The following is a 16,818-nucleotide window of genomic DNA, read 5'->3' as shown; positions in this document are numbered from 1 at the left end:
TCAGGGGATCAGGACCAGTCGCCCCCGGACCCCGCCCGCATCCAGCCGGGCGTGGGCCTTCGCCGCATCGTCGAGGGCGTAGGTCTCGGCCACCCGCAGGGTCAGTACGCCCTCGTCGACCAGGCCCGCCAGCTTCGCGAGACGGGCGCCGTCGGCCGTGACGGCGACCGCGGTGGTCCGCACCCCGCGCACCGACTCGGGGTGGCCCCCGGGCCGGACGCCCACGAAGGCACCGCCGTCGCGGACCCACTCAAGGGCGGCCTCGCCGAGGTTCGCGGCGTCCAGCACGGCGTCGTAGGTGCCCAGGTCGGCGTCCCCGGACGCGAAGTGGGCGGCGCCCAGGGACCGTACGAGCTCCTCGTCGCCCTCCCGGGCCAGCCCGGTCACCGACAGACCCCGGTGAACGGCGAGTTGGATCGCGAACCCGCCGACCGCGCCCGCCGCACCCGTCACGAGAAGCGACTGCCCTTCGGTCAACTCCAGTAGGTCCAGGGCCTGTTCGGCGGTCAGGGCATTCAGCGGCAACGTCGAGGCATGCACGGCGTCGACCGTGGCAGGCGCCTTCGCCACCGCGTCCGTGTCTACGACGACGTACTCGGCATGGGTGCCCAGCGGCCGCACCATGCCCGGGTCCAGGGCCACCACCTCGTCACCGGCGCTCCAGGCGGTCGCCACCCCCGTCGCGTCGACGGTCCCGGCGACATCCCAGCCGAAGCCGATCTGCTTGCCCGCGCCCCCGAAGAACCCGCCGCGCACACCGGCGTCCACCGGGTTCAGCGCGGCCGCCGCGACCTTGATCCGCACCTGACGGGCGCCCGGCTCGGGCACCTCCGCCTCCACGATCTCCACGGTCTCGGGCCCGCCGAAGGTCCTCACTACTGCAGCACGCATGGTTGTCTCTCCCAGAATCGATCAGAATCGAGATGTTTTTCCGCGTTTCTGAAGTGCTGCAACAACCGTAGGAAGAGTTACTATCCAGGAGGAAGTAGTTACCTGAAGGTGCCTACCTCACCCGGAGGAGAGCCATGGCGACCATGACCGCCGCCCAGAAGCGCGAACAGGCCCGCACCGACTACGACGCCTTCCTGCGCGCCTGCCCCACCAACCAGCTCCTGGACCGCCTCAGCGACAAGTGGGTCAGCCTGGTCCTCGCCGCCCTGTCCACCGGCCCGATGCGCTACAGCGACCTCAGCCGCAAGATCGCCGGCGTCAGCCCCAAGATGCTGACGCAGACCCTGCGCGCCCTGGAGCGCGACGGCCTCGTCACCCGCACGGTCACCCCCTCCGTGCCGGTCCGCGTCGACTACGAGCTCACCGAACTGGGCGGCAGCCTCGCGCAGTTGATGACCGCGGTGAAGACCTGGGCCGAGACCCACTTCGACGAGGTGCACGCGGCACGGGAGCAGTACGACGCCGAGAACGCCTAGGTGCACCGATCAGGGCGACGGCACGAGACGTACCCGAGGGCCCTCAGACCTCGCCCGCCCGCAACCGCGCGACCTGCTGCCCGCTGAACTCCACCGTCCGCCGCATGTGCCCGACGACCACGGCCAGTTCGGCGTCGTCCAGTTCGTCGAAGAGGGCGGACCAGTCGCCGCCCAGCCGGTCCCACATCCGCCCGAACTCGGCGATCCGCTCCGGCACGGTCGCCACCAGCACCCGCCGCCGGTCCTCCGCGTCCCGCTCCCGCAGGACATAGCCGGCCCGCTCCAGCCGGTCCACCAGCCGGGTCGCCGACCCGGTGGTCAGACCCGTCAGCTCCGCGATCCGGCCCGTCGTCACCGGCGCCCCCTCCAGCGTCAGCAGGTTCAGACACTGCAGATCGGTCGGGTGCAGGCCGAGGTGGTCGGCGACGGCCTGGTTGAACAGGGCGTACGAGGCCATGTAGCGGCGCGAGACGACGGACAGCTCGTCGAGCAGCCGCTCCCGCGCGGTCCCTGCCATGCCTCGCTCCTCTTCGCCTGCGCCGCCCTCGTCGTCTGCGCCGTGCAGAGATCGTACGGAACCCGCGCCTAGAAGTAGTACCTGTCCCCGGTGTCGAGGACGAGCACCCGCTGCCGGTCGTTCGACCGGTTGCGGTCCACGGCGCCCCCACTCCACACCGTGTCCGTCTCCAGCAGCACCTCGGAGGGCGCGCCCCGCAGCCGCACCCGCAGCCCGATCTGCCGGCCCCGGTCGTCCGCCGCCAGCGCCCCCACCCGGCACAGCACCTCCCGCGCGGCCGACCGCGCACACCCCTCCGGCAGCGCCTGCCCGTCCACCAGCGGCACCGACCAGCGCAGCCGCACCGTCGTGTCCGGCACCGCCGACGGCCCGTGGTTGCGCGGCGTGAACCGCAGGTCCACCCGGCCGCCCGACATGGAGACGACGCCGTGATAGGCGAGGTCGGCCTCGGGGTCGCCGCCGGCCGCACCGGCGGGCACGGTCCCCACGGCCACCGCAGCCAGCGCCGCCACGGCCACCACCGGCACCGACACCGACACCGGGAGAACCCTGCGCATGCCACCACTCCTCACTCGCCGCGGACGTACGGACGTATCTCCCGCGGACGTGTCCCACGGGGATGTATCCCACGCCGAGCCGCCGGCAGGCGCCGTCCATCAGGTGACAGCACCCGCCCGTGGCAGGCTTGCGCCATGCTCATCGCCCGCTCCGCCGCCCTCTTCGTCGTCGCCGCGATCTTCGAGATCGGCGGGGCCTGGCTGATCTGGCAGGGCGTGCGCGAACACCGCGGCTGGCTGTGGATGGCCGGAGGCGTGCTGGCCCTCGGCGCCTACGGCTTCGTCGCCACCTTCCAGCCCGACGCCCACTTCGGCCGCATCCTCGCCGCGTACGGCGGGATCTTCGTCGCCGGTTCGATCCTGTGGGGCGTGGTCGCGGACGGCTACCGGCCCGACCGCTGGGACATCACGGGCGCGCTCGTCTGCCTCGCCGGAATGGCGCTGATCATGTGGGCGCCGAGGAACGGCGGCTGAGCCTCACTTACGCTGAATGAAGCCGACCGCACACCGCAGAGCCGACCGCACACCGCAGACCAGGAGCACCGCATGGCAACCGCACCGTCCGCAGCCTCCCGCATCGCGATCGTCACCGGTGCCAGCAGCGGAATCGGCGCCGCCACGGCCCGTCAGCTCGCCGCAGCGGGATACCGCGTCGTCCTGACCGCCCGCCGCAAGGACCGGATCGAGGCGCTGGCGGAGGAGATCAACGCGGCGGGGCACTCCGCCGCGGCGTATCAGCTCGACGTCACCGACCGCGCGGCGGTCGACGAGTTCGCGACCGCCTTCCAGACGATCGGGGTCCTCGTCAACAACGCGGGCGGCGCGCTCGGCGCCGACCCCGTGGCCACCGGCGACCCGGCCGACTGGCGCACGATGTACGAGACGAACGTCATCGGCACCCTGAACGTCACCCAGGCCCTGCTGCCCAAGCTGGAGGCGAGCGGCGACGGCACGGTGGTGGTCGTCTCCTCCACCGCGGGCCTCGGCACCTACGAGGGCGGCGCGGGCTATGTCGCCGCCAAGCACGGCGAGCACGTCCTCGCCGAGACCCTCCGCCTGGAGATCGTCGGCCGCCCGGTCCGGGTCATCGAGATCGCGCCCGGCATGGTCAAGACCGACGAGTTCGCCCTCACCCGATTCGGCGGCGACGAGGCGAAGGCGTCGAAGGTCTACGAGGGCGTGGCCGCACCCCTGACAGCCGACGACGTGGCGGAGACGATCACCTGGGCGGTCACCCGCCCCAGCCACGTCAACGTCGACCTGCTGGTGCTGCGCCCCCGCGCCCAGGCCTCCAACACCAAGGTCCACCGGGAGCTGTGATGACGGACGAAAGGGAGCAGCAGCGCCTGAAGCTGGAGAAGAAACGCGAGCGGTACGTCTGGTACTACCTCGCCTACTTCCTCTTCGGCATCCACATCGTGGCGTTCGTGATGATCTACGCGGTACTGCACGCCAAGTAGGCGGCAGCGCAGCGAGGTTCGTGTGGCTCAGCCCTTCACGCAGACGACCTGCTTCAGCTTCGCCACGACCTCCACCAGGTCCCGCTGCTGATCCATCACCCGCTCGATCGGCTTGTACGCGCCCGGGATCTCGTCCACGACGCCGCTGTCCTTGCGGCACTCCACGCCCCGCGTCTGGTCCTCCAGGTCCTTCGTCGAGAAGCGCCGCTTCGCTGCGTTGCGGCTCATGCGCCGACCCGCGCCGTGCGACGCCGAGTTGAAGGCCTTCTCGTTGCCGAGGCCCTTGACGATGTACGTGGCCGTGCCCATCGAGCCCGGGATGATTCCCAGGTCACCTGCACCCGCCCTGATCGCACCCTTGCGGGTCACCAGCAGGTCCATCCCTTCGTAGCGCTCCTCCGCCACGTAGTTGTGGTGACAGCTGACCTCCATCTCGAAGGTCGGCTTCGCCTTCTTGAACTCCTTGCGGATCACGTCCTTGAGGAGCGCCATCATGATGGAGCGGTTGTACTTCGCGTACTCCTGGGCCCAGTAGAGGTCGCTCCGGTAGGCCGCCATCTGCGGGGTGTCCGCGACGAAGACAGCGAGGTCTCGGTCGACGAGACCCTGGTTGTGCGGGAGCTTCTGGGCCACGCCGATGTGGTACTCGGCCAGTTCCTTGCCGATGTTCCGGGAACCGGAGTGCAGCGTCAGCCACACGGCATTGTCCGAGTCGAGCGACACTTCCAGATGGTGATTTCCGGACCCGAGCGTCCCCATCTGCTTCGTCGCCCGCTCCGCACGGAACTTCACCGCCTCCGCGACGTCGTCGAAGCGCTCCCAGAATCCGTCCCATCCGCCGGTCGCGAACCCGTGCAGTCGTCCCGGATCGACAGCGGTGTCGTGCATCCCCCGCCCCACCGGAATAGCCTGCTCGATCTTCGTCCGCAGTCGGGACAGGTCGCCCGGCAGGTCGTTGGCCGTCAGGGAGGTCTTGACCGCGGACATGCCACAGCCGATGTCGACGCCCACTGCCGCGGGGCAGACGGCGCCCTGCATCGCGATGACCGAGCCGACCGTCGCGCCCTTGCCGTAGTGGACGTCCGGCATGACCGCGAGGCCCTTGATCCAGGGCAGGGTCGCGACGTTGCGCAGCTGCTGCAGGGCCACGTCCTCGACCGTCGCCGGGTCGGTCCACATACGGATCGGGACCTTCGCGCCCGGCATCTCCACGTACGACATTTCTTCCTCATTCCCCCGGAACAGCAATAGAAGTTTGAAAACGCAAAACCAGCGCCAAGGTCGGTGAAATGGGACAACGGACCGGCGTCCACGGCAGTGCGTGCGATACACATTGTCTGCAGCGGACGCCCCCGTGCAGCAAGCGAATAACCAGCGGGGACACTGGACCCACGGCCGTCGGCCACCGTCGAGAGAGGAGCCTGACCGTGCAGCGGAAGGCATATGTACCCGGCGTGGCCGCGCTCCTCGTGGCGCTGCTGGCCGGCTGCACCGGAGGCTCGGGCGACGGGGGTTCGACGGACGACTCGAACCCCGGCGATGCCGGTACGGCGTCCGCCGCGGCCCAGCCCGGCAAGTACCGCACGCTCCCGGAGCCGTGCAGCGCGGTCAGCCATGACACCCTCGACGCGATGCTGCCCGGCATCAAGCAGATCACGGACGAGGAGCAGCGCGACAAGGCGTACCAGGGCGAGGCCACGCTCACGTACGACACGGACCGCAAGGTCGGCTGCCGCTGGAAGGTCCAGTCGACGGCGGCGACCGACCATCTCCTCGTCGACTTCGAGCGTGTCGTCTCCTACGACAACTCCGTGAGCGACGACACCCAGGCGCAGGAGCTGTTCGCGCAGAAGGAGACGGCGGCCGACCTTCCCGAGCCGACGCCTTCCGGCAGCGGTACGCCCGGCGACGCCACGACTTCCGCCGACCCCGGTTCGGACGACGGCGCCGACCCGAGCACCTCGGCGTCCTCCTCGCCGTCCTCCTCGTCCCCGTCCGTCCCGCCGGCCGATCTGCAGCCCCGTGTCCTGAGCGGTCTCGGCGACGAGGCCTTCCTCGACGACGCGCTCAGCGGCTCCTCCTCGACGGCTCAGCAGCGCACGGTGACTGTGGCGTTCCGCACGTCCAACGTCATGGTGACCATCCAGTACGAGGAGCAGCCGGCCTCGGTCGGCGTCGTGCCGGACAGCAAGGAAATGCAGGACAGGGCCCGGAAACTGGCCGCACAGCTGGCGGACACCCTGGGCTCCTAGCGGCCGTTCGCGCGTCCCGGTCGCGCGACCGCAAAGCCTGTGAAGCAGAAGCACACAGTTTCCTCACCGCGTACCGTGGCCCCTCGGACCCGACCCGTCGACCGCAGGAACCACAGCGTCATGAGTGAAGGAACCATGCAGCGACCAGCAGAGCGAGACCGGCACAACCAGCGAGAGAGGCGGCACATGCGCCCCGTGCGCCTTGCCGTCTGCGCGCTCGCCCTCCCCGTGCTGGTGCTCACCGCCGGCTGCTCCTCGGACTCCGGCTCCGGTGACGGGGGCGGCAAGGGATCGGGCGGCGACTCGTCGTCCGCGTCGGGCGCGAGCGCCTCGCCGACGGTGCAGGCGGCGGCGTACCGCAAGCTGCCCGACTCGTGCGCGGTGCTGTCGAAGAAGACGCTGACCTCGCTCGTGCCGAAGGGCGCGAAGTCCGGCAAGGAGGGTCAGTCGGACGACACCGCGACGCGGGCCAGCTGCTCGTGGAGCAGCCTGGACAACAACGGTGTGAAGGGCTCGCAGTTCCGCTGGCTCAATGTCTCGCTGCTGCGCTTCGACTCGGACGCGCAGCGCGGTGAGGGCGACAAGCTGGCGCACGCGTACTACGAGAAGCAGGTCAAGGACGCCCAGGGCGTCGAGGGCGCGAAGAACACCAAGACGCAGCCGGTCGCCGGTACGGGCGACGAGGCGACGCTGGTGCGCTACGACCTGAAGAAGAAGGAAGGCGCCTTCAAGCAGCAGACGATCGTGACGCGGGTGGAGAACGTCGTCGTGACGCTCGACTACAACGGCGCGGGCCTGGCCGGTGAGAAGACCCCGTCGGCGGACGATCTGACGAAGGCCGCCGAGCAGGCGGCCAAGGAGGCGGTGGCTTCCGTGGCGTCGGCGAACGGCGACGGCTCGGGGGCGGGCGCCGGTTCGGGCGCGGGCAATGGCTCGGGTTCGGGCAACGGCTCGGGTTCGGGCAAGCCCTCGCCGTCCAAGTCGGCCTCGAAGTCGGCGTCGGCGAAGCCGTCCGCGTCGGCCTCGAAGGCCCAGAAGTCCTCTTCGCCCTCCGCGTCCGCTTCGGCTTCCAAGAAGAGCTGACTGTCACATCTGGACGCCAACTCGCAGCTCAACACCGCTTTTTGACGGAGCCCGGCCCCCTGTGGGGACCGGGCTCCGCCCGTCCCGGCGCTTCGTTCGCCGGACACTTGTGCCACTCTGTTGCGCGCAACAGCACGCAATGGGAGGGGAGTACGGGTGGCCGCGCCACTGCAGCTGACTCGGATGCACCGCGTTCTCATCGGCGTGGTCGTGACCGGCGCCGTGATCATCGCCGGCATCGGCTTCGCGGGTTCGTACGCGGCCGTGCGCGAGTTGGCCTTCAAGAAGGGTTTCGGGAACTTCGCCTATGTCTTCCCGATCGGCATCGACGCGGGCATCTGTGTCCTGCTGGCCCTTGATCTCCTGCTCACCTGGATCCGCATACCGTTCCCGCTGCTGCGGCAGACCGCCTGGCTGCTGACGGCGGCGACGATCGCCTTCAACGGCGCGGCCGCCTGGCCGGATCCGCTGGGCGTGGGGATGCACGCGGTGATCCCGGTGCTCTTCGTGGTGTCCGTCGAGGCCGCCAGGCATGCGATCGGCCGGATCGCCGACATCACGGCCGACAAGCACATGGAGGGGGTCCGCCTCACCCGCTGGCTGCTCTCGCCCGTGCCGACGTTCCTGCTGTGGCGGCGTATGAAGCTGTGGGAGCTGCGTTCCTACGAGCAGGTGATCAAGCTGGAGCAGGAGCGGCTGGTGTACCAGGCCCGGCTGCGTTCCCGCTTCGGCCGTGCCTGGCGGCGCAAGGCCCCGGTGGAGTCCCTGATGCCGCTGCGGCTGGCGCGTTACGGCGTTCCGCTGGCGGAGACGGCGCCGTCGGGGCTCGCTGCTGCCGGTATAGAGCCGGCGCTGCTGCCTCCGGCGCCTGCGCAGGAGATCGCGCCGCCCGCGGTGAGCGGTCCGGCGCAGATGGCGCCCGTGCCGCAGCAGGCGGCGCCCGTCGAGCAGTTCGAGCCCGAGCCCGACCAGAGCCCGTGGTTCGCCCCTCCCCACGAGGTCGCCTACCAGGGCGACTACGACCCCGAGTACGACCCCGAGCAGTACGCCCAGTGGTATGCCGAGCAGCAGCAGGCCGAGCAGTACCGGCAGGAGCAGGTGGGATACGACGAGCCCTCTCCGGAGGAGACCGGCAGCTTCCCCATTCCGGTGAGCCCGGGCCGTACGCGCGAGCTGGGTGAGGGCGGCGGTCCTCCCGAGCCGACCGAGGAGGACTTCTACCTGGTCTTCCGCGAGTCGATAAAGGGCGGCAACGGCGCGCCCACGCCGCGCGGGTTCATCGCGGACGTGGAGGCGACGTACGGCGTCACGCTGGAGGACGCGGAGTCCAAGCGCATGGTGAACCGCTTCTCCAACCGGCTCAACGCGGAGCTGGCGGAGGACCACATCGCCTGAGCAAAAGAACCGATCGCGTGCATATGACAGAGCGCCCGGTGCCCCACGGCACCGGGCGCTCTGTCATGGCGTCACTCGCCGAGCAGGGCCCGTACCCGCTCCTGTCCGACCGCCAGCAGCAGGGTGGGCAGGCGCGGTCCGGTGTCGCGGCCGACGAGCAGGTGGTAGAGCAGCGCGAAGAAGGACCGCTGGGCGGTCTTGATCTCCGGCGGCAGCTCCTTGGGCGTGGCGTCCGCGGGGAAGCCGGCCTGCACCTTGGGCACGCCGTAGACGAGGTGGGTGAGTCCGTCCAGGGACCAGTGCTCGGCGAGTCCGTCCAGGAGCAGCCGCAGGGACGTCCGGCCGTCCTCGTCGAGGGACTTGAGCAGTTCGGCGTCGGGTTCGTCGCGCACGATGGTCCGCTGGTCGGCGGGGACGTGCGTGTTGATCCAGGCCTCGGCCTTGTCGTACCTGGGCCGTGCCTCGTCCAGTGAGGCGAGCGGGTCGGCGGGGTCGAGCTCGCTCAGGATGCGCAGCGCCTGGTCCTCGTGTCCGGCGGTGATGTCGGCGACCGAGGCCAGCGTGCGGTAGGGCAGCGGGCGCGGGGTCTTCGGCAGTTCACCGGCGGCGGTGCCGACGGCACGCGTGTGTGCGGCCACGTCTCCGGGCAGGGCGCTGCCGTCGGCGACCTTGGCGTCGAGCTTGTCCCACTCGTCGTAGAGCCGCTGGATCTCCTGGTCAAAGGCGATCTTGAAGGACTGGTTGGGGCGGCGGCGGGCGTAGAGCCAGCGCAGGAGCTGGGGCTCCATGATCTTCAGGGCGTCGGCGGGGGTCGGCACGCCGCCGCGCGAGGACGACATCTTGGCCATGCCGGAGATGCCGACGAAGGCGTACATCGGTCCGATGGGCTGCTTGCCGCCGAAGATCCCGACGATCTGGCCGCCGACCTGGAAGGAGGATCCCGGGGAGGAGTGGTCGACGCCGCTGGGCTCGAAGACGACGCCCTCGTAGGCCCAGCGCATCGGCCAGTCGACCTTCCAGACCAGCTTGCCGCGGTTGAACTCGCTGAGCCGGACGGTCTCGGAGAAGCCGCACGCGGTGCAGGCGTACGTCAGCTCGGTGGTGTCGTCGTCGTACGAGGTGACCGTGGTCAGGTCCTTCTCGCAGTTGCCGCAGTACGGCTTGTACGGGAAGTACCCGGCGGAGCCGGACGAGCCGTCGTCCTCGCTCGCCGCGCCGGAGCCCTCGGCGGCCTCCAGCTCGGCCTCGTCCAGGGGCTTCTGCTGCTGCTTCTTGGCCGGGGCCTTCTTGGTGCGGTACTGGTCGAGGATCGCGTCGATCTCGGCCCGGTGCGCGATCGCGTGCAGGATCTGCTCGCGGTAGACGCCGCTGGTGTACTGCGCGGTCTGGCTGATGCCGTCGAACTCCACGCCGAGCTCGGCCAGCGAGTCGATCATCGCAGCCTTGAAGTGCTCGGCCCAGTTCGGGTGCGCGGAGCCCTTGGGCGCCGGGACGGAGGTCAGCGGCTTGCCGATGTGCTCGGCCCAGGTCTCGTCGACCCCGGCGACGCCGGCCGGCACCTTGCGGTAGCGGTCGTAGTCGTCCCAGGAGATGAGGTGGCGCACCTGGTGCCCGCGGCGGCGGATCTCGTCGGCGACGAGGTGCGGGGTCATGACCTCGCGCAGGTTGCCGAGGTGGATCGGGCCGGAGGGCGAGAGACCGGACGCGACGACGACGGGTTTGCCGGGGGCCCGACGCTCCGACTCCTCGATGACCTCATCCGCGAAACGGGAGACCCAGTCGGTGGTCTCGGTGCTCTGAGCCACGATCGGCACGTCCTTCTTTCTGACATGGGGCAGCCGGTACGGTCGCACGGCTGACCGCTCCATTCTCCCAGACCCCATAGCGGCGACGAAAACCGCTTTACCCACCATGGGATACTGGATGGGTCTATCGATCCCCACGAGGAGAACGGCACCCCTTCCTATGGCCTCGGTCACGTCCCTCAGCGACTCCGTCCAGCAGCAGCTCGCGTCCGCCCTCTCGGCCACCCTGCCGGAGGCCGCCGGTGCGGACCCGCTGCTGCGACGCAGCGACCGGGCCGACTTCCAGGCGAACGGCATCCTCGCGCTCGCCAAGAAGGCCAAGACCAACCCGCGGGAGCTGGCGGCGCAAGTCGTCGGCAACATCGTCACCGGTGATGTGATCAAGGACGTCGAGGTCTCCGGGCCCGGCTTTCTGAACGTCACGCTCTCGGACCGGGCGATCACCGAGAACCTCGCCGCGCGGTACGCGGACGGCGAGCGGCTCGGCGTGCCCCTGAAGGAGAACGCGGGCGTCACGATCATCGACTACGCCCAGCCGAACGTGGCGAAGGAGATGCACGTCGGCCATCTGCGCTCCGCCGTCATCGGCGACGCCCTGCGCGGCATGCTCGACTTCACCGGCGAGAAGACGATCGGTCGGCACCACATCGGCGACTGGGGCACGCAGTTCGGCATGCTCATCCAGTACCTGTTCGAGAACCCCGGCGAGCTGGCCCCGGCGGCCGACGTCGACGGCGAGCAGGCGATGAGCAATCTGAACCGGGTGTACAAGGCCTCGCGCGCGGTCTTCGACTCGGACGAGGAGTTCAAGGAGCGGGCACGCAAGCGGGTCGTCGCCCTGCAGTCCGGCGACAAGGAGACGCTGGAGCTGTGGCAGCAGTTCGTGGACGAGTCGAAGGTGTACTTCTACTCGGTCTTCGAGAAGCTCGACATGCAGATCCGCGACGAGGAGATCGTCGGCGAGTCGGCGTACAACGACATGATGGCGGAGACGGCGCGGCTCCTTGAGGAGTCGGGTGTCGCCGTGCGCTCCGAGGGCGCGCTGGTCGTGTTCTTCGACGAGATCCGCGGCAAGGACGACCAGCCGGTGCCGCTGATCGTGCAGAAGGCGGACGGCGGCTTCGGCTACGCGGCGTCCGACCTGTCCGCGATCCGCAACCGCGTCTTCGACCTGCACGCGACGACGCTGCTCTATGTCGTGGACGTGCGGCAGTCGCTGCACTTCAAGATGGTCTTCGAGACGGCCCGGCGGGCCGGCTGGCTGAGCGACGACGTCACCGCGCACAACATGGGCTACGGCACGGTCCTGGGCGCGGACGGCAAGCCGTTCAAGACGCGTGAGGGCGAGACCGTACGGCTGGAGGACCTGCTGGACGAGGCGGTCGAGCGGGCCACGGCGGTCGTGCGGGAGAAGGCCGAGAAGGTGGGCCTGAGCGAGGCGGAGATCGTCGAGAACGGCCGCTACGTCGGCATCGGCGCCGTGAAGTACGCGGACCTGTCGACGTCGCCGAACCGCGACTACAAGTTCGACCTGGACCAGATGGTGTCGCTGAACGGCGACACGAGCGTGTACCTGCAGTACGCGTACGCCCGTATCCGGTCCATCTTCGGCAAGGCCGGCGACCGCACCCCGCTGGCCCACCCGGAGCTCGAACTGGCCCCGGCGGAGCGGGCGCTGGCCCTGCACCTGGACGCGTTCGGGGAGACGGTCTTCGAGGCTGCGGCAGAGTACGCGCCGCACAAGGTGGCCGCGTACCTCTACCAACTGGCGTCGCTGTACACGACGTTCTACGACCAGTGCCCGGTGGTGAAGCCCGCCCCCGCTCAGGAGGTCGCGGAGAACCGCCTCTTCCTGTGCGACGTGACGGCCCGCACCCTGCACCAGGGCATGGCCCTGCTGGGGATCCGGACGCCGGAGCGGCTCTGATCAGGTGCGCCGGGCGATGACCGCCAGCGTCGCGTAGGGCATGGTGACCGTGCCGCCCCGCGCGTCGATGGCGGTCCCGACGGCGGCCAGGATCTCGGCGAGCTTGTCGGGTGGGAGGCGCGTGAAGGCGCCCTGGGTGGGCACGACATCCAGCCAGGCGTCCCGGGTGTAGGTGAACTCCCAGTCGTGGCGCCACTGTTCGGGCTCGTCGAAGCCGCCGGCTTCCCGGATGCCGTCGGCCGCCCTGACGAGGAAGCTCTGGTAGCCGTCCACCACCGACCTCGTCAGGGCGGCGCGGAAGTCGAACGGCGCGTCGGGCATGACGCGTTCGCAGCTGTCGGCGACCGCCTCGGCCAGGTCGGCCGGGATGTCCGCGACGTTCCAGAAGAGGGCCAGCAGGCCGCCGGGGCGCAGGAGCTTCGCCGCCTTGGCCACACCGGCGGCGTGGTCGACCCAGTGCCAGGCCGTCCCGGCGACGACGGCGTCGAACCGGCGCTGCCCCGGCTCCCACGCCTCGAACGTCGCCACTTCCGCGTCCGTGCCGAGCCGTCGCGCCAACGCGGCCATCCGCGGGTCGGGGTCGACCCCGAGCACGGTGCACCCCGCCTCCTGGAACTGCCGGGCGGAGATGCCGGTGCCGCAGCCGACGTCGAGTACGTCGGGGCCGGGCAGGGCGTCGGCGATGCGCCGCACGAGGGCTTCGGGATAGCGGGGCCGGGCGCGGTCGTAGCGCTCGGGGTCGGCGCCGAAGGACTCGGCGATGTCCCGGTGCTCGTGGGGGCGGTTGGGGGTGGGCGCTGGGTCGGATTCCGGGGTGGCCGCCGGGCTGGACGCCGGGGCGGACTCTGGGGCGGACGGGGAGGCGGACTCTGGGGTGGACGAAGGAGTGGGCATGTGCCCACTATGGGTGGGCGGGCGCCCACTCGTCAATGGGCGGGCGCCCACTCGTCAATGGGCGGGCGCCCACTCCAGCCCCTTCGACCTGGGAGAAAATGGCGGACATGCCGACAGGAGTGGCCATCCGCGACCCCCGCCAACAGCTCTTCGACGCCGCCGAGCGCATCCTGCTGCGGGCCGGCCCGAACGCGCTGACCAGCAGGGCGGTCACGGCGGAGGCGGGCGTGGCGAAGGGCGTCCTGCACCGGCACTTCACGGACTTCGACGACTTCCTGGTGGAGCTGGTGCGGACGCGCATCCGCGGGCTGGAGGCCCTGGGCGCGGCCCTGAACGAGTCCGCCGGAACGGGCACGGTCACCGACAACCTCACCACCGCCCTCACGGACCTCTTCGACCCGGTCGCCACCTCGGTCGTCGGCCTCGTCATCGCCCGCGACGAACTCCGCCAACGCCTGCGCACGGCCGGCTCCCGGGGCATCCCCCTGATGACGGAGGCGGCCGCGGTGCTCGCGGCCTACCTCTCGGCCGAACGCGACCTGGGCCGCATCGCCCCCGACGCGGACACGTCCGTCCTCGCCCCGACCCTCCTCGGCGCCGCCCACCTCCTGTTCGCGGACCGCGAGTCGGGGGCACCTGACCGGGAGACGGTGCGCGGGTCGGTGACGGCGGTGGTGGCGGGGGTCATGCGCTCCTGAGCGGGCCATGTCGCGGACCACGAGGGCCCGTTGTCAGTGGCCCGCTCTACAGTCACTGGCATGGCGACACTTCCGAACCCGCTGCCGAGGCTCGCGTCCCTCGGGCTGCAGCTTCCGCCGGGTGAGCTGGTCGACGCGACGGACGACGGGCCGTGGCACGAGCCGCTGCTGTGGCTGACGGACGGCCGGGCCGCGCCCGATGACTGGGTGGCGGTCCGGGCGACGGCGCCGGGCGTCGGGCTGCTCCCGGTCGTCCTGGACGTCGGTGCCGGTCATGAGGGCCCGCGGCACTGGGACTTGATGCCCGCGGAGGTGTCGTATCCGGGGGATCACGATGCCGAGGAGGTGCTGGAGGAGCTCTGGGACGAGTGCGCGGAGGCGGACGCGGACTGGCCCGGTCTGGCCGACGCCAGGGATGCCGCGGATCCCGACTCCGTCGCCGACGACATCGTGAACTCCCTCCTCGACGACGGCAGTCCGCTCAAGGACCCCCGCCTCGCCCTCGTCCCGGCCCGCCGCAGCGCCGACATCCCGACCGCCATCGGCTGGACGGGCCCGGTGAACCACGAGGGCGACACCGCGCGTCTGTCCGCGGTGCTCCGCTCCTGGGAGGACCGCTTCGGCATACGGGTGGTGGCGCTCGGCTTCGACACCCTGCTGGTGTCGGTCGCCGCGCCGCCCACCACCCTGGCCGAGGCGGAGGCGCTCGCGGCGGAGCACTTCGCGTTCTGCCCGGACAACATCTGGCAGAGCGACAACCCGAGCCGCACGGCCTATGCCGAGCGCCGGCTCCTCAACCAGCCTGCCTGGTACTTCTGGTGGGACTGACGACCCGCCCGGACCCTCGGCCGCTCAGCAGCCCTCAACTCAACAGCGCGATCCCGTCCGGAGCCTCGATCCCGAACTCCTCGTCCAGCAGCCGCCGCACCTCCGCCTCCGTCGTCAACTCCCGCTCGGACACGTCCCCGTCGGCCCGGGTCCGCGTCAGCACCCGCCCGTGCAGCAGGAGATGGCGTTCGGCGTCGACGCTCTGGACGTAGAGGCGCTGGGTGAACGGGGAGCGCGGGTTGGTGCCGATGTGCCAGTTGATGACGTCGTAGTCGGGCCTCTCGAAGGGCTCCAGGGTGAAGGCGTACTGCCCCGCCCAGTCGCCCGTGCCCCGGTCGTGCGCCTGGAGCAGCCACATCTCCAGCGGACCGCGGTGCGGCACCCGGACCAGGCGGTGGCGCCGCTCGGCGTCCCGGAACTCGACACCGGCCGTCAGCGGTACGGGCTCCAGCAGTGCGCCGATCGCTCCGAAGCCGACGTCGGCCAGATACGGCTGCGCGTCGCCGGGCACCTCGACGAGGAGCGCCATGTGCGTGCGCGGCCGTGTCTCGATGCGGTCGGCACCGACGACGACCCGCGCCGTCAGCAGCGTCACCCCGAACCCCAGGGCCTCCAGCGCGCCGGCGAGCAGGAAGTTGTGCTCGTAGCAGTAGCCGCCGCGTCGGCTGTGCACCAGCTTGGCCATCAGGTCCGCGGTTTCGAGGGAGGGGGCGGTACGCCGCAGGGCGTCCAGGTTCTCGAACGGGATGCCCCTCATGTGCGCCAGATGCACCCCGCGCAGCGTCACCGTGTCGGCCCGCCGCTCCCCCTCCCATCCGATCCGCCCGAGATACGCGTCAAGATCGAAGTCCACTGTGTCGGCCATCCGGCCACAGTAGACACCCGCCCGGATACGCCCGGGTACGCCCGGGTACGGCAGACCGGAACACCCGGGCACGTCAGAGAGGGGTCACGCCTTGTCGCCGACCCCCGCGTACACGTTGATGTCGGCGTCCGTGACGTCGTTGATGTCGGCGTACCGCACCTTCTCGATGTCGTCGAGGCCCCCCAGGTAGGACTCCTCGGGCTGCTCCGGGACGGGGGCGTCGTTGTCGGCGCGCCAGTGATGGACGGGGACGACGCCCGGCTCCACCAGCCGCAGCGAGTTCTCCGTGAAGAACCGCTCGACGTCCGCCCTAGTGCGCAGCACGAAGGTGAAGCCCCGCTCGGTGTACGTCCGCTGCACCGCGCGGATGTTCTCGGGGTTGAGGTCCTCGGTGAGATGGCTGAGCACCAGGCGGCTGCCGGACGGCAGCGCACGGACGAGCTCGCGCACGATCGGGTACGCCTCCTCGTCCTCCACGAAGTGCAGGATCGCGACGAGGCAGAGCGCGATCGGCTGGTCGAAGTCGAGTGTCTTGGCGGCCTGTTCGAGGATCTGCGCCGGGTTCTTGAAGTCGGCGTCGATGTAGTCCGTACGCCCCTCGGGGCCGCTGGTCAGCAGGGCCCGTGCGTGGGCCAGCACCACGGGGTCGTTGTCGACGTAGACGACGCGCGCGTCCGGGATGATCCGCTGGGCTATCTGGTGGACGTTCTCCGCGGTGGGCAGGCCGGTGCCGATGTCGAGGAACTGGCGGATGCCTTCCTGTCCGGCCAGTTCGTTCACCGCGCGGCGCAGGAAGTCGCGGTTGTGCCGTACGTCGAGGTAGCCGCGCGGGTTGGCGGCGAGCGCGGCGGCGGCCGCGGCGCGGTCGACGGGGTAGTTGTCCTTGCCGCCCAGGAAGACGTCGTAGACCCGGGCCGGATGTGCCCTGGTGCTGTCGATCCTCCTTCTCAGCTCGGCGGGGTCCTGGCTGAGGGCGTCACCGGACATGGGCGTCTCCCTGGAGAGTCGAGGCGGACGTTCGTTCAAGGAGCGACGAGGAGTCGCCAACAACCTAACTCCCGGGGGAACTTGATGGTGCCCGTACCGTGATGCCGCCACGACGCGTCCCGA

18 protein-coding genes are annotated in these 16,818 nt (G+C 70.4%); 10 read left to right on the top strand and 8 right to left on the bottom strand.

The annotated features are described in order from the left end of the window. A complete protein-coding gene (locus MQN93_RS39760) occupies positions 1-891 on the bottom strand; it encodes an NADP-dependent oxidoreductase (protein ID WP_242713328.1) in 891 nt (296 codons plus the stop codon). A gap of 134 nt (positions 892-1,025) precedes the next feature. Here MQN93_RS39760 and MQN93_RS39755 point away from each other — a divergent pair, with 134 nt between their 5' ends. Further along, positions 1,026-1,427, top strand: a complete 402-nt coding sequence (locus tag MQN93_RS39755) for a winged helix-turn-helix transcriptional regulator (RefSeq protein ID WP_242713327.1) — start codon at positions 1,026-1,028, stop codon at positions 1,425-1,427. Between the two features lie 43 nt (positions 1,428-1,470). Here MQN93_RS39755 and MQN93_RS39750 read toward each other — a convergent pair whose 3' ends face one another. Both MQN93_RS39750 and MQN93_RS39745 read right to left on the bottom strand, forming a co-directional pair. Then, on the bottom strand, positions 1,471-1,944 hold the full coding sequence (locus MQN93_RS39750; RefSeq protein WP_016437525.1) for a MarR family winged helix-turn-helix transcriptional regulator: 474 nt from the start codon (positions 1,942-1,944) through the stop codon (positions 1,471-1,473). Positions 1,945-2,012: 68 nt separating this feature from the next. Then, positions 2,013-2,501 (bottom strand): hypothetical protein, encoded by a 489-nt coding sequence (locus MQN93_RS39745; protein WP_242713326.1) that lies wholly within the window; start codon positions 2,499-2,501, stop codon positions 2,013-2,015. 135 nt (positions 2,502-2,636) lie between these two features. Between MQN93_RS39745 and MQN93_RS39740 the strand changes: the two genes are divergently transcribed. From MQN93_RS39740 to MQN93_RS39730, 3 genes are all read left to right on the top strand, one after another. Then, a complete protein-coding gene (locus tag MQN93_RS39740) occupies positions 2,637-2,975 on the top strand; it encodes a YnfA family protein (protein WP_016437523.1) in 339 nt (112 codons plus the stop codon). A gap of 72 nt (positions 2,976-3,047) precedes the next feature. Then, entirely contained in the window at positions 3,048-3,821 is a 774-nt protein-coding gene (locus MQN93_RS39735; protein WP_242713325.1) for an SDR family NAD(P)-dependent oxidoreductase, read from the top strand. After that, positions 3,821-3,961: a hypothetical protein gene (locus MQN93_RS39730; protein ID WP_016437521.1), complete on the top strand. Its 141-nt coding sequence runs from the start codon at positions 3,821-3,823 to the stop codon at positions 3,959-3,961. The genes MQN93_RS39735 and MQN93_RS39730 overlap by 1 nt, the downstream gene beginning before the upstream one ends. A gap of 27 nt (positions 3,962-3,988) precedes the next feature. Here the strand turns inward: MQN93_RS39730 and MQN93_RS39725 are convergent, their stop codons facing one another. Next, on the bottom strand, positions 3,989-5,182 hold the full coding sequence (locus MQN93_RS39725; RefSeq protein ID WP_242713324.1) for an RtcB family protein: 1,194 nt from the start codon (positions 5,180-5,182) through the stop codon (positions 3,989-3,991). Between the two features lie 206 nt (positions 5,183-5,388). Here MQN93_RS39725 and MQN93_RS39720 point away from each other — a divergent pair, with 206 nt between their 5' ends. From MQN93_RS39720 to MQN93_RS39710, 3 genes are all read left to right on the top strand, one after another. Beyond that, complete coding sequence (locus MQN93_RS39720; protein ID WP_242713323.1) at positions 5,389-6,213, top strand: DUF3558 domain-containing protein; 825 nt, start codon at positions 5,389-5,391, stop codon at positions 6,211-6,213. 135 nt (positions 6,214-6,348) lie between these two features. Next, positions 6,349-7,296, top strand: a complete 948-nt coding sequence (locus MQN93_RS39715) for a DUF3558 family protein (protein WP_372504530.1) — start codon at positions 6,349-6,351, stop codon at positions 7,294-7,296. 156 nt (positions 7,297-7,452) lie between these two features. Then, a complete protein-coding gene (locus tag MQN93_RS39710; protein ID WP_242713322.1) occupies positions 7,453-8,691 on the top strand; it encodes a DUF2637 domain-containing protein in 1,239 nt (412 codons plus the stop codon). A gap of 71 nt (positions 8,692-8,762) precedes the next feature. Here MQN93_RS39710 and lysS read toward each other — a convergent pair whose 3' ends face one another. Then, positions 8,763-10,505, bottom strand: a complete 1,743-nt coding sequence (lysS, locus tag MQN93_RS39705; RefSeq protein WP_037783545.1) for a lysine--tRNA ligase — start codon at positions 10,503-10,505, stop codon at positions 8,763-8,765. Between the two features lie 151 nt (positions 10,506-10,656). Between lysS and argS the strand changes: the two genes are divergently transcribed. Further along, the gene (gene argS / locus MQN93_RS39700) at positions 10,657-12,423 is read left to right on the top strand and encodes an arginine--tRNA ligase (protein ID WP_242713321.1); all 1,767 of its coding nucleotides are present in this window, start codon (positions 10,657-10,659) and stop codon (positions 12,421-12,423) included. On the opposite strand, the gene MQN93_RS39695 is transcribed toward argS, so the two are convergent. After that, positions 12,424-13,317 carry a class I SAM-dependent methyltransferase gene (locus MQN93_RS39695; protein ID WP_242713320.1) on the bottom strand — a complete coding sequence of 298 codons (894 nt, stop codon included), beginning with the start codon at positions 13,315-13,317 and terminating at the stop codon, positions 12,424-12,426. It lies immediately after the preceding gene. 107 nt (positions 13,318-13,424) lie between these two features. Here MQN93_RS39695 and MQN93_RS39690 point away from each other — a divergent pair, with 107 nt between their 5' ends. Together MQN93_RS39690 and MQN93_RS39685 are read left to right on the top strand one after the other, a co-directional pair. Continuing rightward, positions 13,425-14,015: a TetR/AcrR family transcriptional regulator gene (locus tag MQN93_RS39690; RefSeq protein ID WP_242713319.1), complete on the top strand. Its 591-nt coding sequence runs from the start codon at positions 13,425-13,427 to the stop codon at positions 14,013-14,015. Between the two features lie 60 nt (positions 14,016-14,075). After that, complete coding sequence (locus MQN93_RS39685; protein WP_242713318.1) at positions 14,076-14,843, top strand: DUF4253 domain-containing protein; 768 nt, start codon at positions 14,076-14,078, stop codon at positions 14,841-14,843. Positions 14,844-14,877: 34 nt separating this feature from the next. Here the strand turns inward: MQN93_RS39685 and MQN93_RS39680 are convergent, their stop codons facing one another. Then, positions 14,878-15,708, bottom strand: a complete 831-nt coding sequence (locus MQN93_RS39680) for an arylamine N-acetyltransferase family protein (protein WP_016437511.1) — start codon at positions 15,706-15,708, stop codon at positions 14,878-14,880. 84 nt (positions 15,709-15,792) lie between these two features. Further along, positions 15,793-16,695, bottom strand: a complete 903-nt coding sequence (locus MQN93_RS39675) for an SAM-dependent methyltransferase (RefSeq protein WP_016437510.1) — start codon at positions 16,693-16,695, stop codon at positions 15,793-15,795. Positions 16,696-16,818: the final 123 nt, after the last annotated feature.

The sequence above is a fragment of the Streptomyces spinosisporus genome, assembly GCF_022698145.1.
GTDB classification, from domain to species: Bacteria; Actinomycetota; Actinomycetes; order Streptomycetales; family Streptomycetaceae; genus Streptomyces; species Streptomyces spinosisporus.
Note: the sequence above shows the minus strand (reverse complement) of the source record. Positions and strands in the feature narration are given on the sequence as shown.